We start from the raw sequence: 20,565 nt of genomic DNA, 5'->3' as shown, positions 1-20,565 counted from the left end.
ACAGTGGCGGACCGGGGTCTACAAATGGTCAAGTGGGGTGTCTTCTACCAGTTCAGCGAGATCTACGCCGTGTTCGCCCAGTTCGGAGACGGTCGTGCAGTAGCCGCGCAGGTACCTGCGGCCGTTGACGCGGTGTGAGACGCGCAGCAGCGGACGATCATCGAGGATGATCGCCTCCACCAGGATGCCGCCCGGGCCTCGCCACTGTCCCATGCCGCCAGGGTAGGCGAACGGACATAATGGACAGGTAATACGAAAGGCGTGAGGGTGTGGCCGCTGCCGCGCCGAGCAGGGCAAACCAGGGCAAGGTTAATTTGAACTCGCCCAGAGTTTTTCTTGCCTCAAGGTGTTAGACACCAGCCGGGCAGGGCAGAAGGGGGCCACAAGCCATTCCCCTGCTGTGGCCGCGCCCCCGTGGCGGCCACGGCGTCCTGCCCCGGCTTGGCCCGGTCCGGGGCTCGGGCGGCCGCGAGGCGGTGTCGGCGAACGCCGTGCTCGCGGCCGCCCGCTAACGTTCTTGGACTCCGTCCCGTGCGGGTCCCGTAGGTGTGTCCCGCATGGTGGACAGAACCGGATCCGCGGTCCGGACTCCGTAGACTGTCAGGGTGATTTCCCGTATTGACATGCGCGGTTCCCTTCCGGAGGACCTGCGCGACGTGCTGCCCCGCGCCGAGCTCGACGTCGAGGCCGCCCTGGAGAAGGTGCGGCCCATCTGCGACGACGTGCGCCATCGCGGGGCGGCGGCCGTACGGGAGCTGACCGCCAGGTTCGACGGCGTCGAGATCGCCTCCGCCCGTGTCCCCACCGCGGAGATCCGGCGGGCGCTCGACGAGCTCGACCCCCGGGTCAGGGCCGCGCTGGAGGAGTCGATCAGGCGGGCCCGGCTGGTCCACCGCGACCAGCGCCGCTCCGACGTCACCACGCAGGTCGTACCCGGCGGCACGGTGACCGAGCGCTGGGTGCCGGTCGACCGCGTGGGCCTCTACGTGCCCGGCGGCCGGGCCGTCTACCCCTCCAGCGTGGTCATGAACGTCGTACCGGCGCAGGAGGCGGGCGTCGCCTCGCTGGCGGTGACGAGCCCGGCGCAGAAGGAGTTCGGGGGGCTGCCCCACCCGACCATCCTGGCCGCGTGCGCGCTGCTCGGCGTCGACGAGGTCTACTCCGTGGGCGGCGCGCAGGCCGTGGCCATGTTCGCCTACGGCACCGAGGAGTGCCCGCCCGCGACCATGGTGACCGGCCCCGGCAACATCTGGGTCGCCGCCGCCAAGCGCCTGCTCAAGGGCCGCATCGGCATCGACTCCGAGGCCGGTCCGACCGAGATCGCCATCCTGGCCGACGAGACCGCCGACCCGGTGCACGTCGCCGCCGACCTGATCAGCCAGGCCGAGCACGACACGATCGCCGCCGCCGTCCTGGTCACCACCAGCCCCGAGCTGGCCGAGGCGGTCGAGAAGGAGCTGCCGGGCCAGGTCTCGGCCACCCGCCACTCCGAGCGCATCACCGAGGCGCTGGGCGGCCGGCAGTCGGGCATCGTGCTGGTCTCCTCGATCGAGGACGGCATCAAGGTCGTCGACGCCTACGCCGCCGAGCACCTGGAGATCCACACCGCCGGCGCGGCCGAGGTCGCGGCCCGGATCCGCAACGCCGGAGCGATCTTCGTCGGCACGTACGCGCCGGTGTCGCTCGGCGACTACCTCGCCGGGTCCAACCACGTGCTGCCCACGGGTGGCTGCGCCTGCCACTCCAGCGGCCTGTCGGTGCAGTCGTTCCTGCGCGGCATCCACGTCGTCGACTACACCCGCGAGGCCCTGGCCCAGGCGGCCGCCCACGTCTCGGTGCTGGCCGACGCCGAAGACCTGCCGGCGCACGGCGCCGCCGTCCGCGCCCGCTTCGACTGGCGAGTCCCCACGGAGACAGAGTGAAACCCGCTGTGAATTCCGCTGCGAGTCCCGGCGTGAGCCCCGCCGCTGTGACGCTCGACGACCTGCCGATCCGCGACGACCTGCGGGGCCGTTCGCCCTACGGCGCGCCCCAGATCGACGTGCCGGTCCGGCTCAACACCAACGAGAACCCCTACCCGCCCTCGCCCGCGCTGGTCGCCGACCTGGCCGAGGCCGTCGGCGTGAACGCGGCCGAGCTCAACCGCTACCCCGACAGGGACGCCACCGAGCTGCGCGCCGGTCTGGCCGCCTACCTCGGCCACGGGCTGACCACCGAGCAGGTGTGGGCGGCCAACGGCTCCAACGAGGTGCTCCAGCAGATCCTTCAGGCGTTCGGCGGCCACGGGCGCACCGCGATCGGGTTCGAGCCGTCGTACTCGATGCACCCGATCATCACCACCGGCACCAGCACCGAGTGGATCGGCGCGGCCCGCGAGGACGACTTCTCGCTCGACCCGGGCAAGGCCGTCGCGGCGATCGAGGAGCACCGCCCCGACATCGTCTTCCTTGCCTCGCCCAACAACCCGACGGGCACCGCGCAGCCGTTGTCGACGATCGAGGCCGTGCTCGCCGCCGCGCCGGGCGTGGTCGTGGTCGACGAGGCCTACGCCGAGTTCGCCCGCGAGGGCACCCCGTCGGCGCTCACGCTGCTGCCGCGCCACCCCAGGCTGATCGTCACCCGGACGATGTCCAAGGCGTTCGCCATGGCGGGCACCCGGCTCGGCTACCTGGCCGCGCACCCGGCCGTGGTGCAGGCGCTGCTGCTGGTGCGGCTGCCGTACCATCTGTCGACGCTCACCCAGACGGCGGCGCTGGTGGCGCTGCGGCACCGCGACGAACTGCTCGGCACGGTCGACGCGCTGCGCCGCGAGCGCGACGCGACGGTGGCGTGGCTGCGCGGCAAGGGGCTCGACGTGGCCGACTCCGACGCCAACTTCGTGCTGTTCGGGCGTTTCCCCGACCGGCGGAAGGTGTGGGAGGGGCTGCTGGCGCACGGCGTGCTCATCCGCGAGGTGGGCCCGCCAGAATGGCTGCGTGTGTCGATCGGCACCGGCGAGGAGATGGCGGCCTTCCGCGCCGCGATGGAGGAGGTTCTGTGAGTCGCGTAGGGCGCGTGGAGCGGGCAACGAAGGAGACCTCGGTCCTGGTCGAGGTCGGCCTCGACGGCACCGGCCTGGTCGACGTCTCGACCGGGGTGGGCTTCTTCGACCACATGCTGGCCCAGCTCGGCAAGCACGGTCTGTTCGACCTGACCGTCAAGACCGAGGGTGACCTGCACATCGACTCCCACCACACGATCGAGGACACCGCGCTGGCGCTGGGCGCGGCCTTCCGCCAGGCGCTGGGCGACAAGTCGGGCATCCGGCGGTTCGGCAGCGCGTCGTGCCCGCTGGACGAGTCGCTGGCCCAGGTCACGGTCGACCTGTCCGGGCGGCCCTACCTCGTGCACACCGAGCCCGAGGGCATGGCCCCGATGATCGGCCCCGACTACGACACGACGATGACCCGGCACATCCTGGAGTCGCTGGTCGCCCAGGCGGCCATCTGCCTGCACGTCCACGTGCCGTACGGGCGCAACGCTCACCACATCGTCGAGTCCCAGTTCAAGGCGCTGGCCAGGGCGCTGCGCGAGGCGTCCGAGCTCGACCCGCGCGCCTCGGGCGTGCCGAGCACCAAGGGCGTGCTATGACCGACAACCTTCTCGCCGGCGTGATGGTGTTCATCGGGCTGTTCCTCGGCGGAGGCGTGTTCTCGCTGGCCAAGCAGGGGCTCAAGGTGGGCGCCGCGATCTGCGGGCTCGGCGCGGTGATGGCGATCACGGCGGGGGTGTTGTGGTGGTGAGCAGGAAGGTCGTGGTGCTCGACTACGGTTCGGGCAACCTGCGCTCGGCCGAGCGGGCGCTGGCCAGGGTGGGCGCGGACGTCACCGTGACCGCCGACTTCGACGTGGCGCTGGAGGCCGAGGGCCTGGTCGTGCCGGGGGTCGGGGCGTTCGCGGCGTGCATGGCCGGGCTCAGGGCCGTACGCGGCGAGCAGGTCATCGGCCGCCGCCTGGCCGGTGGGCGTCCGGTGCTGGGCATCTGCGTCGGCATGCAGATCCTGTTCGCCAGGGGCGTCGAGCACGGCGTCGAGACCGAGGGCTGCGGCGAGTGGCCTGGCACGGTCGAGCGGCTGGAGGCGCCCGTGCTGCCGCACATGGGGTGGAACACGGTCAAGGCGCCCGGTGACAGCGTGTTGTTCGCCGGCCTCGACGCGGCCACCCGTTTCTACTTCGTGCACTCCTACGGCGTGCGCGAGTGGGAGCTCCACCCCGCCGACGAGGGCTTCGGCGAGCCCGTCGTGACGTGGGCCGAGCACGGCGTGCCGTTCGTGGCCGCCGCCGAGAACGGCCCGCTCATGGCCACCCAGTTCCACCCCGAGAAGTCCGGCGACGCGGGAGCCGCGCTGCTGGGAAACTGGCTGCAGACCCTGTGAGCAAGGAGCGTTCGCGCCGGCGGGCCGGGCGGGAGGCCGAGCGGGCGCGCGCGATCCGGCTCAACGAGGAGCGGCAGGCGCGCCGGGCCCGGCGCCGCGCGTTCGCCGCCCGCCTGGTCCCGCGCCCGGTCAGGTTCGCCCGGCAGGGCGGCCTGATCGCCCGCCGCCGCCGCGCGCAGAACGTCGTGGTGGCGCTCGGCTTCCTGATCGTGCAGGCGATCGCGTGGCTCGTGTGGGGCTCGCCGGCGCTGAGCCTCGCCGTGTTCGTCTTCTCCCTGCTGCTCGCACCCGTTGTCGTGACTCTCGCTTTCGACCGGAGGACCTGAATGTCGCTCGTATTGCTTCCCGCCGTTGACGTGGCCGATGGCCAGGCCGTACGCCTCGTCCAGGGGGAGGCCGGGACCGAGACCGGCTTCGGCGAGCCGCTCGCCGCGGCGCTGGCCTGGCAGGCGGCGGGCGCCGAGTGGATCCATCTGGTCGACCTCGACGCCGCGTTCGGCAGGGGCTCCAACAAGGAGCTGATCAGCGAGGTGATCGGCAAGCTCGACGTCAACGTGGAGCTGTCCGGCGGCATCCGCGACGACGAGTCCCTGGCCGCCGCCCTGGCCACGGGCTGCCGCCGGGTCAACATCGGCACCGCCGCGCTGGAGAAGCCCGACTGGTGCCGCCGGATCATCGCCGAGCACGGCGACCGGATCGCGGTCGGCCTCGACGTACGCGGCACCACCCTGGCCGCGCGCGGCTGGACCGAGGAGGGCGGCGACCTGTGGGAGGTGCTCGACCGCCTGGAGGCCGACGGCTGCCCCCGCTACGTCGTCACCGACGTCACCAAGGACGGCATGCTGCAGGGACCCAACCTCGACCTCTACCGCCGGATCTGCGCGCGCACCGACAAACCCGTGATCGCCAGTGGCGGAGTGTCCAGTCTTGATGACCTGGTGTCACTGGCTTCTCTCGTCCCGGACGGAGTGGAGGGAGCCATCGTGGGCAGAGCCCTGTACGCTCACGCGTTCACTCTGGAGAACGCGCTGGCCGCGGTACGCGTTTAGGTTCGCCGGGAGGGGGCGGAATGAGCGTAAGCATGGAAAGCACCGGTCCGAGGGTGTTTTCGGGCGGCGTCTGGGAGGAGAAGTACGGCTACGCGCGCGCCGTGGTCGTGGGAGAGCGCGTGATCGTGTCCGGGTGCACGGCCACGATCGACGGCGAGGTACGCCACATCGGCGACGCCTACCGTCAGGGCCTCACCGCGATCGACATCGCGCTCGACGCGGTCGAGATCGGCGGCCTGACCCGCGAGGACGTCGTGATGGTCCGCTACTACGTGGTGGAGCAGCGCCACTTCGACCTCGTCGGCCGGGCCATCTACGAGGTCTTCGGGCACGTGCGGCCCGCCTGCACAGGAGTGAGGGTCGCCGGGCTGGTCGACCCTCGAATGCTGGTCGAGATCGAAATCGAGGCACTACGAGCATGACCGTGGCGGTAAGAGTGATCCCCTGTCTCGACGTGGACGCCGGGCGGGTGGTCAAGGGCGTCAACTTCGAGAACATGCGCGACGCGGGAGATCCGGTCGAGCTGGCCAGGCGCTACGACGAGGAGGGCGCCGACGAGCTGACCTTCCTCGACATCACCGCCTCCTCGGGCGAGCGGGAGACCATGCTCGACGTGGTGCGCCGCACCGCCGAGCAGGTGTTCATCCCGCTCACCGTGGGCGGGGGCGTGCGCGTGGTCGACGACATCAACCGGCTGCTGCGGGCCGGGGCCGACAAGGTGTCACTGAACACCGCGGCCATCGCCCGGCCCGAGCTGCTGACCGAGGCGTCGCGGCGGTTCGGCGCGCAGTGCGTCGTGTTGTCGGTCGACGCCCGCCGGGCGCCCGGCATGCCCAGCGGGTTCGAGGTGACCACCCACGGCGGCCGGCGTGGCACCGGGATCGACGCCGTGGAGTGGTCGGCGCGCGGCGAGGAGCTGGGCGTGGGCGAGATCCTGCTCAACTCGATGGACGGCGACGGCACCCTCGACGGCTACGACCTGGAGCTGCTGCACGCGGTGCGCGCGGCGGTGCGGGTGCCGGTGATCGCCAGCGGCGGCGCCGGCCGCCTGGAGGACTTCCCGCCGGCCATCGCGGCCGGGGCGGACGCCGTGCTGGCGGCCAGCGTGTTCCACTTCGGCACCCTGAAGATCGGCGACGTCAAGGAGACCCTGCGAATGGCGGGCTACCCGGTCCGCTGAGGCCGCCCGCCGGTCCCGTCCGCGCGGACCGGCGGCCGGTCAGAACACCCGCATGTGGTGGAAGAGCTCGTAGGAGGCGTCCTGGGCGGCGAACGCGGCCGCCTCCGAACGCTTGACCGCCAGGTACGCGCTGCGGCGCAGCGGCCCGAGCGCCTCCATGAGCAGTTCGTCGTCCTCCAGCGCGTCGAGCGCCTCCTCCAGCGAGGCGGGCAGGCGCTGGTAGCGGTCCGGCCGGGTGTCGGGGTCGACCTCGACGGCCTCGCCCGGGTCGAGCTTGCGCCGGATGCCGTCGAGCCCGGCGTGGATGACCGCCCCGAGCGACAGGTACGGGTTGGCCGAGGAGTCTGACGGTTTCAGCTCCAGGTTCGGCTCGCCGCTCTCGCCCAGGGGTGAGCACACCCGGACGGCCGCCTCCCGGTTGTCGGGGCCGTAGACCGCGTACGCGCTGGACCACATGCGGGGCGCGAGCCGGCGGAAGCTGTTGACGCTGCCGCAGGTCAGGGCGGTGAGGGCGGGCAGGTGGGCGATCAGGCCGCCGATGAAGTGCGTACGCGCCTCGCCGTCCTCGGCGAACAGGTTCTGGTTGTCGCGCCACAGTGACAGGTGCAGGTGGGCGCCGTTGCCGGCCTGGTCGGCCAGGGGTTTGGGGGCCAGCGAGGCCCACATCGCCATGCGCATGGCCACGCCGCGCACGGTCTCGCGGTAGAGCACGTGGTTGTCGGCGGCGCGCAGCGCGGGCGCGTGGCGTACCGACAACTCCTGCTGGCCGGGGCCGAGCTCGGGGTGGTAGTGCTCGACGTGCAGCCCCTGGGTCTCCATCGCGCGCATGAGCTTGATCGTGTAGTCGTGCGCGGTGTCGAAGCCCGTGTTGGCATAACAAAGAGAGTCGTCGAGCGGCACCAGCCGGTCGGGGCCGCCGCCGGGGTCGGGCAGGCGCCGGCCGAGCGTGAACTCGGGCTCGAACGCGGCCTCGATCCGGTAGCCGTCGCCGGCCAGCTCGGTCACGGCGTCCTTGAGGAACGTCCGCGCGCAGGCTTCCCACGGCGACCCGTCGGGCCGGCGCAGGTCCGACAACATCGCGGCGGCACCCGGCGCATGCGGCAGCAGAACGAACGTCGCCGGGTCGGGGACGATGCGTACCTCGCCCACCGGACCCAGGTGCTCGACCTCCTGAAGCTGGTCGAGCATGTTCATCGCCATCATGGCCACCGTGTGCCCGATGCCCGAGCCGAGCCGTTCGGCCAGCCGGGACCGGGACGCCGCCTTGCCACGGACCACGCCGCCGTGGTCGGCGTACAGGAAACGAATCAGCTCGACGCCCTCGAGCTCCGCCCGTTCCAGGACGCGCCTGGCGTGCGGATCGAGCTGATTGATCTTGGTGCCGCTGGGGCGATCTCTCATCCTGCCTGCGTAACACGATCTGTCAGCGCGGGGAAGCACCTAACGCCGACAGAACGCAGCCATCAGGTCAGAACATTTGTGAAGAAGACCGCCAATTGGTTGGCTCCTTGGACAATTCCGTCAAACACGCCGTTGACCGCGGCCGCCGCCTGGGCCGGCCGGGTGAACAGGTAGAAGACCACGAACGCCACCAGAACGTACGTAGCCACCTTCTTGACCTGCATGGGGGGCCTCCTGCAGTCCATTCCCAGCCGTATATACCCGGATCTGGGCGATCACGGTCATCTTCTGTGAAGATGTCCAAGATCCTAACCGGGGGGCTTCTTTCCTGTGCCATCGTACGGGCTGAAGGTTTAAGACGAGAGGTTTCTGGGCCGAGGGGTTCGGTCAGAATCCGAGCCGCGCTCCGGCCGCCTGGGACACGGCGGCGTCGTCACCGGTCAGCTCCACCCTGGCGTGCGCCTGCCGGCCGAAGCAGAACAGCAGCAGCTCCGAGGCGGGGCCGCTCACCTGCACCTTCGCGCCGTCCTTGGCGCCGCCGAGAGCCACCCCGCCGCCGGTGCGGCGCAGCACCAGCCGGACCGGTGAGCGGCGCAGCATGAGCCGGGCGCCGGTCGCGACCCGCTTCCAGATGAGCCGGTCGAGCTCGGCCGGCAGCTCGCGCGGCTCCCACCCGGGCTGGGCCCGGCGTACGTCCTCGTGGTGGACGAAGAACTCCAGCGTGTTGACCGCCTCGTCGAGGAAGGGCAGCAGCCCGTAGACGCCGCCCGGCCGGCGTACGACGCCGACCAGCTCGGGGTAGGGGTGCCTGGCCTTCAGGCCGTTCTGGACCGAGGCCGTGTAACCCGCCAGCGCGCCGATCGCGATGCCGCCCATGGCGTCCGGCCGGCGCTCGCGCAGCACGAGGTGGGCGGCCAGGTCGTAGGTGGTCCACCCCGCGCACAGCGTGGGCGCGTCGGGGCCGAGCCGGTCGAACAGGTCGCAGAGCGCGGAACGTTCGCCACGAGCGAGAGTCACGTGACCAAGCCTACCTGTGGGAATAAGGAGCTGATCAGACGTGATAGGGACATAGGTAGAAATTTCGACGTTTGAAGGGACAAACACCGAGTGGCGAGCAAGGTCACCTCGGCCGTCATGCGTCAAGGGCTGCGTGTCCTTGGGGTGGCCATTCGCACGGAGAGAGCCGTGTTCGCGATGGCCGCGCTGGCCAGCGCGGTCTACGGCGGCATGACCGTCGCCTCGGCCTGGGCACTGGGCTGGGCGACGCAGAACGTGGTGCTGCCCGCCTTCGACCGGGGCCAGACCGCCGCCGGCGCCCTGTGGACCGCGGCACTGCTGATCATCGGCACCGCGCTGCTGAAGGCGATCGGCGTGGCCGGACGGCGCATCCTGGCCGGTGTCGTGCAGTACCGCATGCAGGCCAGGTCACGCAGGGACGTGACCAAGCAGTACCTGCGCCTGCCGCTGTCGTGGCACCACCGGCACCCGACCGGCCAGCTCCTGTCGAACGCCAGCGCCGACGCCGAGGCCGCCTGGGCGCCCCTCGCGCCGCTGCCGATGGCCGTCGGCGTGCTGGTCATGTTGTTCACCGCGGCCGTCGCGATGGTGTTCACCGACCTCGTGCTCGCGCTGGTGGGCTTCCTGATCTTCCCGGCCATCGCCGTGCTGAACCTGATCTACCAGCGCCGCCTCAGCCCGCTCGCCACCCGCGCCCAGCAACTGCGCGCCGAGGTCAGCGAGATCGCCCACGAGAGCTTCGACGGCGCCCTGGTCATCAAGACCCTCGGACGTGAGGAGCTGGAGACCGACCGCTTCCGCCGCCGCGCCCACGAGCTGCGCGACGCCAACATCGCCGTCGGCCGCGTGCGCGGGCTGTTCGACCCCATGCTGGAGGCGCTGCCCACGATCGGCGTGCTCCTCGTGCTCGCGGTCGGCGCGCTGCGCCTGTCCACGGGCGCGATCGACTCCGGCGACCTGGTGCAGGTCGCCTACCTGTTCACGCTGCTGGCCTTCCCGATCAGGGCGCTCGGCTGGGTGCTGGCCGAGCTGCCGCGCAGCGTCGTCGGCTGGCAGCGGGTGCAGGCCGTGCTCGACGCCGAGGGCTCCATGGAGTACGGCGACTCCTCCGTGACGTCGTCCGGCCCCGCCGAGCTGAAGGTGGCCGGCGTGTCGTACGCGTACGGCGAGGCCGAGGTGCTGCACGACGTCACCTTCGACGTGCCGCAGGGCCGTACCGTGGCGCTCGTGGGGCCGACCGGGTCGGGCAAGTCGACCCTGGTGCAGCTTCTCGTCCGGCTCGTCGACCCGGCCGCCGGACAGGTGCTGCTCGACGGCGTGGACGTACGCGACCTGCCCTACGGCGCCATCGCCGACTCCGCATCGCTGGTGCCGCAGCAGACGTTCCTGTTCGACGACACCGTACGCGGCAACATCGCGCTCGGCCTGGACACCGGCGACGAGGACGTGTGGGCGGCGCTGCGCCTGGCCCAGGCCGACGGCTTCGTCGGCCGCCTCGGCGACGGGCTCGACACCCGCGTCGGCGAGCGCGGCGCGTCGCTGTCCGGCGGCCAGCGCCAGCGCCTGGCCCTGGCCCGCGCGGTGGTCCGCCGCCCGCGCCTGCTCATCCTCGACGACGCCACCTCCAGCGTCGACCCCCAGGTCGAGGCCAAGATCCTGCACGGGCTCCGCGACACCGCCGAAGCCTCCACCGTCGTGGTCGTCGCCTACCGGATGGCCACCATCGCCCTGGCCGACGAGGTGGTCTACCTGGACCACGGCCGCGTCGTGGACCGCGGGACCCACGAGCAACTGCTCGTACGCTGCCTCGGCTACCGCAACCTGGTGACCGCCTACGAGCGCGAGGAGGCCGAGCGGGCCGCCATCGACCTGTCGCTGGCCGAGGACGCCGAAGAGGAAGAGGAAGAGGTCAGCGCATGAGCGAGGCGCTCCAGGGCAACGTCGAGCGGTCCGCGCTGGCCACCATCTGGCACGGCCTGTCGCTCACCCCCGAGTTCCGCAAGGGCCTGGCCGGCACGCTGGCGCTGGCCGTCGTCGCGACCGTCGGCAAGATCATCGTCCCGATCGCGGTGCAGCAGACGATCGACACCGGCATCAAGGGCGGCACGCCCGACCTGCCGTACATCACCCGGGCTGTCCTGGTGTGCGCCGCGGCCGTGGTGCTGACCGCGCTGGCCGGCTACATCATGAACGTGCGCCTGTACAAGGCCACCGAGTCCTCGCTGGCCAGCCTGCGCGTACGCGGCTTCCGGCACGTGCACGACCTGTCGGTGCTCACCCAGAACAGCGAGCGCCGCGGCGCGCTGGTCTCGCGCGTCACCAACGACATCGACCAGATCAGCACGTTCATGCAGTGGGGCGGGCTGATGATCATCGTGGCGTTCGGCCAGCTCTTCGTGGCCAGCGTGCTCATGCTGGTCTACTCCTGGCAGCTCACGCTGCTGGTGTGGGTCTGCTTCGTCCCGCTGGTGATCGCGTTGCCGCGGTTCCAGCGGTTGTTGTCGCGGGCGTACACGACCGTGCGTGAGCGGACCGGCGACATGCTCGCCGCGGTCAGCGAGTCCGTCGTCGGCGCCGCCGTCATCCGGGCCTACGCCTCCGAGCGGCGCACCGCCGAGCGCATCGACAAGGCCGTGGACGCCAACAGGACCGCCCAGATCAAGGCGCAGACCATCGTCGGCTTCGTCTTCCCGCTGACCGAGATCGTGGCCGCGCTGGCCATCGCCGGGATCGTCCTGCTCGGGGTCCGGCTCGGCGTGTCCGGCGACATCACGGCGGGCAAGCTGGTGGCCTTCCTCTTCCTGGTCACGCTGTTCGTCTCGCCCCTGCAGACCGCCACCGAGGTGCTGAACGAGGCCCAGAACGCGGTGGCCGGCTACCGCCGCATCCTGGGCGTCCTGGACACCCCGCCGGACGTCGCCGACCCCGGCGAGAAGGGCGTACGGCTGCCCCGGGGCCCGATCTCGGTGGCGTTCGAGGGCGTGCACTTCTCCTACCCGGGCGGTCCGCCGGTCCTGCGCGAGATCGCGCTGGAGATCCCGCCGCGCTCGCGCATCGCCGTCGTGGGTGAGACCGGGTCGGGCAAGACCACGTTCGCCAAGCTCCTGACCCGCCTCATGGACCCGGTCGGGGGGCGCGTCACCGTGGACGGCCACGACCTGCGCGACGTGCGCTTCTCCTCCCTGCGCGAACGCATCGTCATGGTCCCGCAGGACGGCTTCCTGTTCGACGGCACCCTGGAGGACAACGTCCGGTACGGCAGGCCGGCGGCGACCCGCGAGGCGATCGAGCTGGCGCTGACCGAGCTGGGCCTGGCCGACTGGGTCGAGGGCCTGCCCGCGGGCCTGGACACGCCCGTCGGCCAGCGCGGCGAGTCGCTGTCGGCGGGGGAGCGCCAGCTCGTCGCCCTGGCCCGCGCCTACCTCGCCGACCCCGACCTGCTGCTGCTGGACGAGGCCACCTCGGCCGTCGACCCGGCCACCGAGGTACGCCTGGCCCGCGCCCTGGAAGGCGTCACCAGGGGGCGTACCGCAATCTCGATCGCCCACCGGCTCTCGACCGCCGAGAACGCCGACGAGGTGCTGGTGTTCGACGCCGGCCGCCTGGTGCAGTTCGGCCCGCACGCCGACCTGGTCACCCAGCCGGGCGTGTACGCCGACCTGCACGCCTCCTGGGTCTCGGCGGCGCACTCGTAGGCGTACTCCTAGGCGCGGTCCTGGTCGAGGGCGGCGGCGAACGTCACGCTCGTGCCCCCGGGCCCGGACACGATCGTGATGTGGTCGCACAACATCCGGGTCAGCCACAGCCCCCGCCCGCGGAACTCGAACCCCGCGGGCGGGCGCGCGCCGCTCATCCAGCCGGGCGGCAGCCCCGGGCCCTCGTCGGTGACCTCGCACCACAGGCGCCCGTCGCGCGACCACAGCCGCAGCCGCCCGTGCCCGCCGCCGTGCAGGACCGCGTTGGTGGTGACCTCGTTGACCGCCAGCACGAAGTCCTCCAGCCGCCGCCCGCTCAGCCCCTCGTAGGCGGCCTGCTCGGCCACGGCCCTGCGCAGGCACGTGATGCGCCCGCGGGCGAAGGTCGCCCGGAGCACCTGCCTACGCATCGCCCACCCGGCGGACGACCACGAACTCGTCGGCCCTGACGAGCCGCAGCACCCGGGCCACCGGCTCGGCGCAGACGACCGAGGTGGACCCGTACGGCCTGGCCGCGGCCGTGAACGTCAGCAGCTGGGCCGAGCCGGCGTCGATGAAGCCGAGCTGGGAGGCGTCGATCACGACCTGCCCCGGCTCCTTCTCCAGCCGCGCCAGCACCGAGGCGAACGCCGGCCTGTTGGTGAGGTCGAGGTCGCCCCACACCCGTAGCCCCGGCGGCGAGGAGGTGTTGGCGAAGCGCATCAGGGCCTGCTCGGGGGCGATGGGATGGACCGCGGTGGCCCGCTCGATGGCGTCGAGGGGGAACAGGCCGCGGTCGTACTGGCACACCGCGGCCAGCCAGCGTTCGCCGAACAGCTCGTTGGCCGCCGCCTCGAAGGCCGCCTGGGCCCGCGCGTCGCGCGCTCCCCATGAGGCGTCGATCAGGGCGTACACGACGGCCTGGCCGTGCCGGCGGGCCCGGTGGTGGGCGTCGGCCAGGCCGTGCAGCACGCGGTCCGGATCGAGGGCGCCGCCGGTGAGGTGGGCGTCGGCGCAGGCCAGGATCTCCACCTGGCCGGCCGCCTCGGCGTCGTCGAACCCGGGGACGAGCGGCGCCAGCCAGCCGCGGGTGCGCTCCGGGGTCTCCGCATGGGTGATGATCAGGACCTTGGTCCGGCGGCGCAGGCCGTTGAGCGTGAACAGCCTGGTGGCCGCCATGCGCTGCCGGTCTCCGTCGAACGGCAGGCAGACGTGGTCCCCCAGATCGGGATCGAGGACCGAGCCCGCGACGTGCACCACGATGGTGTCCTCCCTCGTACGCGCCGCCTCGAAATTACCGTGATGCCCGTGATCACGTAGCGCGTTCTCCGCAAAACACACCGTGACGCGATGCTGCGAGGTGTACCTTTTCGGCGGGGCCGCCCAGTGGAGGGGTTATGAGGAGCATGGGCGTGGAAGTTCTGGAGATGACGCACAGCCGGCACGGGGAGCTCGTGGTGGTCACCCTCGCGGGCGAGGTCGACGTCGACAACGTCTCCCGGGTCAGGAAATGCCTCGACGAGGCGGTGGAGGCGCACGGTCCGCGGCTGGTGGTCGACCTGACCGGGCTGACCTTCATCGACACCACGGGGCTCGGGGTCCTGGTGCGGCAGCTCGCCGCGTTGCGCGACAGGAACGGCACGATGGCGCTGGTGGCCTCCGACGGGCAGGTGCTGCGCCGGTTGCGCAGGACCAACCTCGCCGCCCTGTTCCCCATCCACGAGACCCTCTCGCAGGCCCTGGCACAGCCGGGGGCGGGAGCACGGGGGCGGGCTGGTTGAATGGCAACATGTCCCTCGACCCCGAGATCGCCGCGCGGCTGAAGCGCAATGCAGAAGGCCTCGTGCCCGCCATCGCCCAGCAGCACGACACCGGCGAGGTGCTCATGATGGCCTGGATGAACGACGAGGCGCTGCACCGCACGCTCACCACCGGCCGCGCCACCTACTGGTCGCGCAGCCGTGAGGAGTTCTGGGTCAAGGGCGACACCTCCGGTCACGTGCAGCACGTCAAGAGCGTGGCGCTCGACTGCGACGGCGACACCATCCTGCTCAAGGTCGACCAGGTCGGCGCCGCGTGCCACACCGGCGACCGCACCTGCTTCGACGCCGGTCTGCTGGGTTAGGGCGCGACATGGTCTCCGGCAAGGGGCGGCGCGAGCTGTGGGGCTGGCTGGCGCTGACCGTCGTGGGAAGCTGCCTGGTGCTGCTGGCGGCGGGGCAGATCTGGGTGCGGGTGCTCGGCGCGCAGGCCGCCGACGCGGTCGCGCCCACCGGCGGTGAGCTGGGGCCCGTACTGACGCCGCTGGCGCTGGCGGGGCTGGCGGGCGCGGTGGCCGTGCTGGCCACCAAGGGCGTCGGGCGGCGGGTCGTCGGCGTGCTGGTCGCGCTGTGCGGCGCGGGCGCGGCGGGCGGCACGTGGGCGGCGCTGTCCTCGGCCAACGTCACCGGATGGCTGCGCGAGCGCAACGCGCTGCGCGCGGTGGCCGGCCTGCCCTGGGAGCCGGTGCCGGCCTGGCCGGTCGTGGCCGGGCTCGGCGGGCTCCTGCTCCTGGCCGGCGGCGTGCTGGCGGCGCTGCGCGGCGGCAGGTGGGCGGGCATGTCGGCGCGCTACGAGAGGGCGGGCGACAGGGCCGGCGCGATGGCGGGCGCGAGGGCGGGCGGGGCCGCGGCCCCGGCGCGCAAGGGGCATGAGGACCGCGAGCTGTGGGACGCGCTCGACCGCGGCGACGACCCCACGGAGTCCCCGGATCGCCCCTGAGGGCGGTAGTCACGAAATCTCCACGGTTCTGAACCTCTGTCTGCTTGGCAAACCTTTTCTCAATATGCTGCCGTTGCAAATCGCCAAAAGACAACGAGGAGCCAGCTCATGAGCTACGGGGACCAGGGCGGCAGCGGCGGCTACGGCTCGCAGCCACCCGGCGGCGGTTACGGTCAGCAGCCGCCCACGGGCGGCGGCGGTTACGGTCAGGGCCCGGGGTACGGCCAGCAGCCCCCGAGCGGCGGCGGCTACGGCCAGCAGCCCCCGAGTGGCGGCGGCTACGGCCAGCAGCCGCCCAGCGGCGGCGGCTACGGCTACAACCAGCAACCCCCGAGCTACCCCCAGGAGCCCCTCGGCTACGGCCAGCAGCCCCAGCCCCCGAGCGGCGGCTACGCCCAGCCCGGCTACGGGCAGCAGGGCTACGGCCAGCAGGGCTACGGCCAGCCCGGCTACGGCTACGGCCCCCCGCAGCAGCCGCGCTCGACCAACGGCATGGCGGTGGCCTCGCTCATCCTCGGCATCGTCGGCCTGATCACCTGCGGCGCGACCAGCATCATCGGCGTCGTCCTCGGCCACATCGCGCTCAGCCGCATCAAGCGCACGGGGGAGGAGGGGCAGGGCATGGCGATGGGGGGCCTGGTGACCTCCTACATCATGGTCGCGCTCTTCGTGCTCTTCTGGATCTTCTTCGGCGGGTTCTGGCTCACCCTGATCGGCCTCGGGTCGGCCGCCTCCGTCAGCGACTACTCGTAGGCGGAGGGGCGCAGCGTGACGCCTCGCTTGCGGTGTGATTACGAATTGTCCGCAAGATGGGCGTTAGTCCACGTAGGGGATGGTTTCTCGCTAGGCTGCCGCGCGCAACTCGCTTCACGATGACGACATGAGGAGTCATGAGCATGAGTTACGGAAACCAGGGCGACGGTGGTTACGGCGCCCAGCCGCCCGGCGGCGGTTACGGTCAGCAGCCGCCGAGCGGTGGTGGCGGCTACGGCCAGCAGCCCCAGAGCGGCGGCGGTTACGGTCAGCAGCCCCCCGGTGGTGGCGGCTACGGCCAGCAGCCCCCGAGTGGCGGCGGTTACGGTCAGCAGCCCCCCGGTGGTGGCGGCTACGGCCAGCAGCCCCCGAGCGGTGGCGGTTACGGGCAGCCGCCCGGTGGCTACCCCGGTGGCGCGTACGGCCCCGGCGGCGGCGCGACCCCGCCGGACAACCAGCTGGTCCCGGCCATCCTCACCACCCTGTTCTGCTGCCTGCCCCTCGGCATCGTGGCGATCGTGAAGTCGTCGCAGGTCAACTCCAAGTGGCAGATCGGCGACTACCAGGGCGCGATGCAGGCCGCCGAGGAGGCCAAGACCTGGTGGAAGCGCAGCCTGATCTTCGGCATCATCGCCATCGTCCTGCTCATCATCTTCTACGTGGTGGTGTTCGTCCTGCTGGCCGCCTCGACGAGCAGCATCCCGAGCTCGTACTAGGGCTCGTGCCAGGGGACGGGATACTGAGAGCATGAGCATCGCAACAACCGGGCGGCGGGGGACGGGGCGGCTGAAGGGCCTCCTCGCGCCGCTCGGTGTTGCGGCCGCGACGGGGGCCGTGTTCGGCGTGGTCGGCGTGGTCGACCCCAACCAGCCCGGCCACTACCCGACCTGCCCGTTCCTGTGGGTCACCGGCCTCTACTGTCCCGGCTGCGGCACGCTGCGCACCGTCCACGCGCTGGCCCACCTCGACCCGGTGTCCGCCCTCGGGCTCAATCCGCTGGCCGTCGCCATGATCCCGTTCCTGCTGTTCTGGTGGGGGCGGTGGGTCGTACGGGCCTGGCAGGGGCGGCCGAGACGGACGACTCTGGCCCACCCGGCGTGGCTGTGGGCCTTCCTCGCGATCGTCATGGTCTACTGGGTCGTCCGAAACCTCCCCTTCGGAGCATTCCTCGCGCCCTAGTACGGGCCCTGTGGTGAGGTGACCCCGGTGGGGCCGATACCATCGCAGGACAAGGCCGGGAGCGGACGCGAGGCGAACTCTCTGCCACCCCCACTGTCAACCGGAGGGACCCCAAGCGCGTGAGTGAGCGGACGGAAGGACCGAGTGTCCTCGACGACATCCTCGAAGGGGTGCGCGCCGATCTCGCCGCACGTCAACAGGCCGTGTCGATCGACGAGCTCAAGCGGAGAGCCGAGCGGGCCCAGGGGCCCAGAGACGCCATGGCCGCCCTCGGGGGTGACAGGATCTCGGTGATCGCCGAGGTCAAGCGGTCGAGCCCGTCCAAGGGCGCGCTGGCCGCCATCGCCGACCCCGCCGCCCTGGCCGCCGACTACGAGGCCGGTGGGGCGCACGTGATCAGCGTGCTGACCGAGCGGCGCAAGTTCGGCGGCAGCCTGGAGGACCTCGCGGCCGTCCGCGCCCGCGTCGACATCCCCATTCTGCGTAAAGACTTCATCCTCACCTCCTACCAGCTCTGGGAGGCCCGGGCCCACGGCGCCGACCTGGCGCTGCTGATGGTCGTCTGCCTGGAGCAGGAGGCGCTGGTGTCGCTGATCGAGCGGGCCGAGTCCATCGGGCTCACCCCGCTGGTCGAGGTGCACACCGAGGAGGAGCTGGAGCGGGCGGTGGCCGCCGGGGCGCGGGTCATCGGGGTCAATGCGCGTAATTTGAAGACTCTTGAGGTCGACCGCGACGTCTTCGCCAAGCTGGCGCCGAAGATCCCGGATAATGTGATCAAGATCGCCGAGTCGGGCGTGCGCGGCCCGCACGACCTGCTCGCCTACGCCAGGGGCGGCGCCGACGCCGTCTTGGTCGGGGAGAGCCTGGTCACCGGCAAGGATCCGCGCAAGGCCGTGGAGGCGCTGGTGACCGCCGGCGCCCACCCGTCGACGCGCCCCGACCACTCAGCAGAGGGATAGCAGTGGCTAACGAAGGCTCCATCCTCACCGCCGCCGACCTGGCCGGCAATGGTGCGCACGGCAACGACCCCGACCTGCACGGCAAGTTCGGCATCTTCGGCGGCCGTTACGTGCCCGAGGCGCTCATCCCGGCGCTCGACGAGGTGGCCGCGGTCTACGAGAAGGCCAAGAACGACACGGAGTTCCTGCGCGAGTTCGACCACCTGCTGCGCACGTACGCCGGGCGGCCGACCACGCTGACCGACGTACCGCGCTTCAGCGGGGAGGCCGGCGGCGCGCGCATCGTGCTCAAGCGCGAGGACCTCACCCACACCGGCGCCCACAAGATCAACAACGTGCTGGGCCAGGCGCTGCTGACCAAGCGCCTGGGCAAGAAGCGGGTGATCGCCGAGACCGGCGCCGGCCAGCACGGCGTGGCCACGGCCACCGCGGCCGCCCTGCTCGGCCTGGAGTGCGTCATCTACATGGGCGCGGTCGACTGCGAGCGCCAGGCGCTCAACGTGGCGCGGATGAAGCTGCTCGGCGCCACCGTGGTGCCGGTCCACAACGGCTCCAAGACGCTGAAGGACGCCATCAACGAGGCGTTCCGCGACTGGGTGACCAACGTCGACACCACCCACTACCTGTTCGGCACGGTCGCCGGCCCCCACCCCTTCCCCGAGATCGTGCGCGACTTCGCGCGCATCATCGGCCTCGAGGCCCGCCGCCAGATGCTGGAGCTGACCGGCAAGCTGCCCGACGCGGTGTGCGCGGCGGTCGGCGGCGGCAGCAACGCCATCGGCATCTTCCACGCCTTCCTCGACGACGAGGGCGTGGCCCTGCACGGCTACGAGGCGGCCGGGCACGGCCTCGACAGCGGCGAGCTCACCGTCACCCTGACCGCCGGCTCGGTGGGCGTGCTCCACGGCTCGCGCACGTACGTGCTGCAGGACGACGAGGGCCAGACGATCGAGTCCCACTCGATCTCGGCCGGGCTCGACTACCCGGGCGTCGGCCCCGAGCACGCCTGGCTGAAGGACTCCGGCCGCGCCACCTACCACGGCGTCACCGACGACGAGGCCATGTCGGCGTTCTCGCTGCTGGCCAGGACCGAGGGCATCATCCCGGCCATCGAGTCCTCCCACGCGCTGGCGGGCGCGCTGAAGCTGGGCCGCGAGCTCGGCCCCGAGTCGACGATCCTGGTCAACCTCTCCGGGCGCGGCGACAAGGACATGGGCACCGCCATGAAGTACTTCAACCTCTGACGCCCCCTCGCCCGCGCGGCGCGGGGGATTCTGGGACGGCCTGCGGCAGGGCATCATGGTGGGACTCGACCTTCGAAACGGACAGACATGACGACTCTTCAGACGGTTTTCGCCAAGGCGAAGGCGGACAACCGGGCCGCGCTCGTCGGCTACCTGCCTGCCGGCTTCCCGTCCAAGGACGGTGCGATCGCCGCCGCCGCGGCCCTGGTCGAGGCGGGCTGCGACGTCATCGAGATCGGCCTGCCCTACTCCGACCCGCTGATGGACGGGCCGACGATCCAGGACGCGGTGCACCGGTCGCTGACCAACGGCACCCGCATCGCCGACGTGATGCGCACGGTCGAGGGGGTGGCCGCCACGGGGGCCGCCACGCTCGTCATGACGTACTGGAACCCGATCGACCGCTACGGCGCCGACCGGTTCGCCCGTGACCTGGCCAACGCGGGCGGCGTGGGCACGATCACGCCCGACCTGACGCCGGAGGAGTCCGAGCCGTGGCGCACGGCCTCGGCCGAGGCGGGCATCGACACGGTGTTCCTGGTGGCGCCCAGCTCCACCGAGGAGCGCATCAAGGCCGTGGTCGACTGCTGCACCGGCTTCGTCTACGCCGCGTCGCTGATGGGCGTCACGGGGGCCAGGGAGAGCGTGAACTCGGCGGCCGAGGGGCTGGTCAAGCGTACTCGGGAGCACACCGACCTGCCCGTGTGCGTGGGTCTGGGCGTCGGCACCGGTGCGCAGGCGGCCGAGGTGGCCGGCTACGCCGACGGCGTGATCGTGGGGTCGGCGTTCATCCGCCGCATCCTCGACGCGCCCGACGAGGCGGCGGGCCGCGAGTCGATCACGACCCTCGCCAAGGACATGGCCCGCGCCGTCCGCCGTTGAACCACACACGTCAAGAAGGCGCGTCCCCGGGAAGTACGGGGGCGCGCCTTTCT

The 20,565-nt window shown here is 71.6% G+C and carries 26 protein-coding genes; 20 read left to right on the top strand and 6 right to left on the bottom strand.

Annotated features, from left to right (window positions below; genetic code table 11):
• Nucleotides 1–18: 18 nt before the first annotated feature.
• On the bottom strand, nucleotides 19–213 hold the full coding sequence (locus tag DMB42_RS03425; RefSeq protein WP_125630430.1) for a hypothetical protein: 195 nt from the start codon (nucleotides 211–213) through the stop codon (nucleotides 19–21).
• A 392-nt stretch (nucleotides 214–605) separates the two neighbouring features.
• Between DMB42_RS03425 and hisD the strand changes: the two genes are divergently transcribed.
• From hisD to hisF, 9 genes are read left to right on the top strand one after another with little or no spacing between them, the layout of a single operon-like run.
• Nucleotides 606–1,922: a histidinol dehydrogenase gene (gene hisD, locus DMB42_RS03420; RefSeq protein WP_125630428.1), complete on the top strand. Its 1,317-nt coding sequence runs from the start codon at nucleotides 606–608 to the stop codon at nucleotides 1,920–1,922.
• Between the two features lie 32 nt (nucleotides 1,923–1,954).
• Nucleotides 1,955–3,040, top strand: coding sequence for a histidinol-phosphate transaminase (locus tag DMB42_RS03415; RefSeq protein WP_125630426.1), 1,086 nt, complete (start codon nucleotides 1,955–1,957; stop codon nucleotides 3,038–3,040).
• Nucleotides 3,037–3,630 carry an imidazoleglycerol-phosphate dehydratase HisB gene (gene hisB / locus DMB42_RS03410; protein ID WP_125630424.1) on the top strand — a complete coding sequence of 198 codons (594 nt, stop codon included), beginning with the start codon at nucleotides 3,037–3,039 and terminating at the stop codon, nucleotides 3,628–3,630. The genes DMB42_RS03415 and hisB overlap by 4 nt, the downstream gene beginning before the upstream one ends.
• The gene (locus DMB42_RS52950; protein ID WP_185844440.1) at nucleotides 3,627–3,782 is read left to right on the top strand and encodes a hypothetical protein; all 156 of its coding nucleotides are present in this window, start codon (nucleotides 3,627–3,629) and stop codon (nucleotides 3,780–3,782) included. The genes hisB and DMB42_RS52950 overlap by 4 nt, the downstream gene beginning before the upstream one ends.
• The gene (gene hisH / locus DMB42_RS03405) at nucleotides 3,779–4,414 is read left to right on the top strand and encodes an imidazole glycerol phosphate synthase subunit HisH (RefSeq protein ID WP_221761992.1); all 636 of its coding nucleotides are present in this window, start codon (nucleotides 3,779–3,781) and stop codon (nucleotides 4,412–4,414) included. The genes DMB42_RS52950 and hisH overlap by 4 nt, the downstream gene beginning before the upstream one ends.
• The gene (locus tag DMB42_RS03400) at nucleotides 4,411–4,740 is read left to right on the top strand and encodes a hypothetical protein (protein ID WP_125630421.1); all 330 of its coding nucleotides are present in this window, start codon (nucleotides 4,411–4,413) and stop codon (nucleotides 4,738–4,740) included. The genes hisH and DMB42_RS03400 overlap by 4 nt, the downstream gene beginning before the upstream one ends.
• Entirely contained in the window at nucleotides 4,741–5,463 is a 723-nt protein-coding gene (priA, locus tag DMB42_RS03395; RefSeq protein ID WP_125630419.1) for a bifunctional 1-(5-phosphoribosyl)-5-((5-phosphoribosylamino)methylideneamino)imidazole-4-carboxamide isomerase/phosphoribosylanthranilate isomerase PriA, read from the top strand.
• Nucleotides 5,464–5,495: 32 nt separating this feature from the next.
• On the top strand, nucleotides 5,496–5,885 hold the full coding sequence (locus DMB42_RS03390) for a Rid family hydrolase (RefSeq protein ID WP_260477452.1): 390 nt from the start codon (nucleotides 5,496–5,498) through the stop codon (nucleotides 5,883–5,885).
• Nucleotides 5,882–6,643, top strand: coding sequence for an imidazole glycerol phosphate synthase subunit HisF (gene hisF / locus DMB42_RS03385; RefSeq protein ID WP_125630416.1), 762 nt, complete (start codon nucleotides 5,882–5,884; stop codon nucleotides 6,641–6,643). Before DMB42_RS03390 ends, hisF begins: the two co-directional genes overlap by 4 nt.
• Before the next feature lie 39 nt (nucleotides 6,644–6,682).
• Here hisF and DMB42_RS03380 read toward each other — a convergent pair whose 3' ends face one another.
• From DMB42_RS03380 to DMB42_RS03375, 3 genes are all read right to left on the bottom strand, one after another.
• Complete coding sequence (locus DMB42_RS03380; protein ID WP_125630414.1) at nucleotides 6,683–8,044, bottom strand: glutamine synthetase family protein; 1,362 nt, start codon at nucleotides 8,042–8,044, stop codon at nucleotides 6,683–6,685.
• A 62-nt stretch (nucleotides 8,045–8,106) separates the two neighbouring features.
• Nucleotides 8,107–8,268: a hypothetical protein gene (locus DMB42_RS52945; protein WP_185844438.1), complete on the bottom strand. Its 162-nt coding sequence runs from the start codon at nucleotides 8,266–8,268 to the stop codon at nucleotides 8,107–8,109.
• A gap of 163 nt (nucleotides 8,269–8,431) precedes the next feature.
• Nucleotides 8,432–9,061, bottom strand: coding sequence for a TIGR03085 family metal-binding protein (locus DMB42_RS03375; RefSeq protein ID WP_125630412.1), 630 nt, complete (start codon nucleotides 9,059–9,061; stop codon nucleotides 8,432–8,434).
• Between the two features lie 117 nt (nucleotides 9,062–9,178).
• Here DMB42_RS03375 and DMB42_RS03370 point away from each other — a divergent pair, with 117 nt between their 5' ends.
• The gene (locus tag DMB42_RS03370; protein ID WP_185844471.1) at nucleotides 9,179–10,981 is read left to right on the top strand and encodes an ABC transporter ATP-binding protein; all 1,803 of its coding nucleotides are present in this window, start codon (nucleotides 9,179–9,181) and stop codon (nucleotides 10,979–10,981) included.
• Nucleotides 10,978–12,756, top strand: coding sequence for an ABC transporter ATP-binding protein (locus DMB42_RS03365; RefSeq protein WP_125630409.1), 1,779 nt, complete (start codon nucleotides 10,978–10,980; stop codon nucleotides 12,754–12,756). Before DMB42_RS03370 ends, DMB42_RS03365 begins: the two co-directional genes overlap by 4 nt.
• Nucleotides 12,757–12,764: 8 nt before the next feature.
• Here DMB42_RS03365 and DMB42_RS03360 read toward each other — a convergent pair whose 3' ends face one another.
• Nucleotides 12,765–13,166 carry an ATP-binding protein gene (locus DMB42_RS03360; protein ID WP_125630407.1) on the bottom strand — a complete coding sequence of 134 codons (402 nt, stop codon included), beginning with the start codon at nucleotides 13,164–13,166 and terminating at the stop codon, nucleotides 12,765–12,767.
• Entirely contained in the window at nucleotides 13,159–13,995 is an 837-nt protein-coding gene (locus DMB42_RS03355; RefSeq protein ID WP_125630405.1) for an MEDS domain-containing protein, read from the bottom strand. Before DMB42_RS03355 ends, DMB42_RS03360 begins: the two co-directional genes overlap by 8 nt.
• 152 nt (nucleotides 13,996–14,147) lie before the next feature.
• On the opposite strand from DMB42_RS03355, the gene DMB42_RS03350 reads away from it, so the two are divergent.
• The 9 genes from DMB42_RS03350 to trpA all read left to right on the top strand — a co-directional run bounded on the left by DMB42_RS03350 (nucleotide 14,148) and on the right by trpA (nucleotide 20,512).
• Nucleotides 14,148–14,516, top strand: a complete 369-nt coding sequence (locus tag DMB42_RS03350; protein WP_185844437.1) for an STAS domain-containing protein — start codon at nucleotides 14,148–14,150, stop codon at nucleotides 14,514–14,516.
• An 8-nt stretch (nucleotides 14,517–14,524) separates the two neighbouring features.
• Complete coding sequence (hisI, locus tag DMB42_RS03345) at nucleotides 14,525–14,860, top strand: phosphoribosyl-AMP cyclohydrolase (RefSeq protein ID WP_125630401.1); 336 nt, start codon at nucleotides 14,525–14,527, stop codon at nucleotides 14,858–14,860.
• Nucleotides 14,861–14,868: 8 nt separating this feature from the next.
• Nucleotides 14,869–15,495: a TIGR02234 family membrane protein gene (locus tag DMB42_RS03340; RefSeq protein ID WP_125630399.1), complete on the top strand. Its 627-nt coding sequence runs from the start codon at nucleotides 14,869–14,871 to the stop codon at nucleotides 15,493–15,495.
• A gap of 108 nt (nucleotides 15,496–15,603) precedes the next feature.
• A complete protein-coding gene (locus DMB42_RS03335) occupies nucleotides 15,604–16,248 on the top strand; it encodes a DUF4190 domain-containing protein (RefSeq protein ID WP_125630397.1) in 645 nt (214 codons plus the stop codon).
• 143 nt (nucleotides 16,249–16,391) lie between these two features.
• The gene (locus tag DMB42_RS03330) at nucleotides 16,392–16,964 is read left to right on the top strand and encodes a CD225/dispanin family protein (RefSeq protein ID WP_125630395.1); all 573 of its coding nucleotides are present in this window, start codon (nucleotides 16,392–16,394) and stop codon (nucleotides 16,962–16,964) included.
• Nucleotides 16,965–16,995: 31 nt separating this feature from the next.
• Complete coding sequence (locus DMB42_RS03325; RefSeq protein ID WP_125630393.1) at nucleotides 16,996–17,427, top strand: DUF2752 domain-containing protein; 432 nt, start codon at nucleotides 16,996–16,998, stop codon at nucleotides 17,425–17,427.
• Between the two features lie 119 nt (nucleotides 17,428–17,546).
• A complete protein-coding gene (trpC, locus tag DMB42_RS03320) occupies nucleotides 17,547–18,386 on the top strand; it encodes an indole-3-glycerol phosphate synthase TrpC (protein WP_125630391.1) in 840 nt (279 codons plus the stop codon).
• A 20-nt stretch (nucleotides 18,387–18,406) separates the two neighbouring features.
• A complete protein-coding gene (trpB, locus tag DMB42_RS03315; RefSeq protein ID WP_396981095.1) occupies nucleotides 18,407–19,630 on the top strand; it encodes a tryptophan synthase subunit beta in 1,224 nt (407 codons plus the stop codon).
• 87 nt (nucleotides 19,631–19,717) lie between these two features.
• On the top strand, nucleotides 19,718–20,512 hold the full coding sequence (gene trpA, locus DMB42_RS03310) for a tryptophan synthase subunit alpha (RefSeq protein WP_125630389.1): 795 nt from the start codon (nucleotides 19,718–19,720) through the stop codon (nucleotides 20,510–20,512).
• Nucleotides 20,513–20,565 lie beyond the last annotated feature (53 nt).

Origin of the sequence: Nonomuraea sp. WAC 01424, from assembly GCF_003947315.1 — a bacterium.
Classification (GTDB): Bacteria; Actinomycetota; Actinomycetes; order Streptosporangiales; family Streptosporangiaceae; genus Nonomuraea; species Nonomuraea spiralis.
The sequence above is the reverse complement of the archived record's forward strand: the minus strand, read 5'-3'. Positions and strand labels throughout refer to the sequence as shown.

Bases quoted from the DNA above. Each gene is read 5' to 3' on its own strand.
- DMB42_RS03330 (WP_125630395.1), top strand. From the start codon at position 16,392: ATGAGTTACGGAAACCAGGGCGACGGTGGTTACGGCGCCCAGCCGCCC.
- DMB42_RS03365 (WP_125630409.1), top strand. From the start codon at position 10,978: ATGAGCGAGGCGCTCCAGGGCAACGTCGAGCGGTCCGCGCTGGCCACC.
- DMB42_RS03390 (WP_260477452.1), top strand. From the start codon at position 5,496: ATGGAAAGCACCGGTCCGAGGGTGTTTTCGGGCGGCGTCTGGGAGGAG.
- DMB42_RS03380 (WP_125630414.1), bottom strand. From the start codon at position 8,044: ATGAGAGATCGCCCCAGCGGCACCAAGATCAATCAGCTCGATCCGCAC.
- DMB42_RS03325 (WP_125630393.1), top strand. From the start codon at position 16,996: ATGAGCATCGCAACAACCGGGCGGCGGGGGACGGGGCGGCTGAAGGGC.
- trpA (WP_125630389.1), top strand. From the start codon at position 19,718: ATGACGACTCTTCAGACGGTTTTCGCCAAGGCGAAGGCGGACAACCGG.
- DMB42_RS52945 (WP_185844438.1), bottom strand. From the start codon at position 8,268: ATGCAGGTCAAGAAGGTGGCTACGTACGTTCTGGTGGCGTTCGTGGTC.
- hisI (WP_125630401.1), top strand. From the start codon at position 14,525: ATGTCCCTCGACCCCGAGATCGCCGCGCGGCTGAAGCGCAATGCAGAA.
- DMB42_RS52950 (WP_185844440.1), top strand. From the start codon at position 3,627: ATGACCGACAACCTTCTCGCCGGCGTGATGGTGTTCATCGGGCTGTTC.
- DMB42_RS03360 (WP_125630407.1), bottom strand. From the start codon at position 13,166: ATGCGTAGGCAGGTGCTCCGGGCGACCTTCGCCCGCGGGCGCATCACG.
- DMB42_RS03425 (WP_125630430.1), bottom strand. From the start codon at position 213: ATGGGACAGTGGCGAGGCCCGGGCGGCATCCTGGTGGAGGCGATCATC.
- DMB42_RS03370 (WP_185844471.1), top strand. From the start codon at position 9,179: ATGCGTCAAGGGCTGCGTGTCCTTGGGGTGGCCATTCGCACGGAGAGA.
- priA (WP_125630419.1), top strand. From the start codon at position 4,741: ATGTCGCTCGTATTGCTTCCCGCCGTTGACGTGGCCGATGGCCAGGCC.
- DMB42_RS03340 (WP_125630399.1), top strand. From the start codon at position 14,869: ATGGTCTCCGGCAAGGGGCGGCGCGAGCTGTGGGGCTGGCTGGCGCTG.
- hisF (WP_125630416.1), top strand. From the start codon at position 5,882: ATGACCGTGGCGGTAAGAGTGATCCCCTGTCTCGACGTGGACGCCGGG.
- DMB42_RS03335 (WP_125630397.1), top strand. From the start codon at position 15,604: ATGAGCTACGGGGACCAGGGCGGCAGCGGCGGCTACGGCTCGCAGCCA.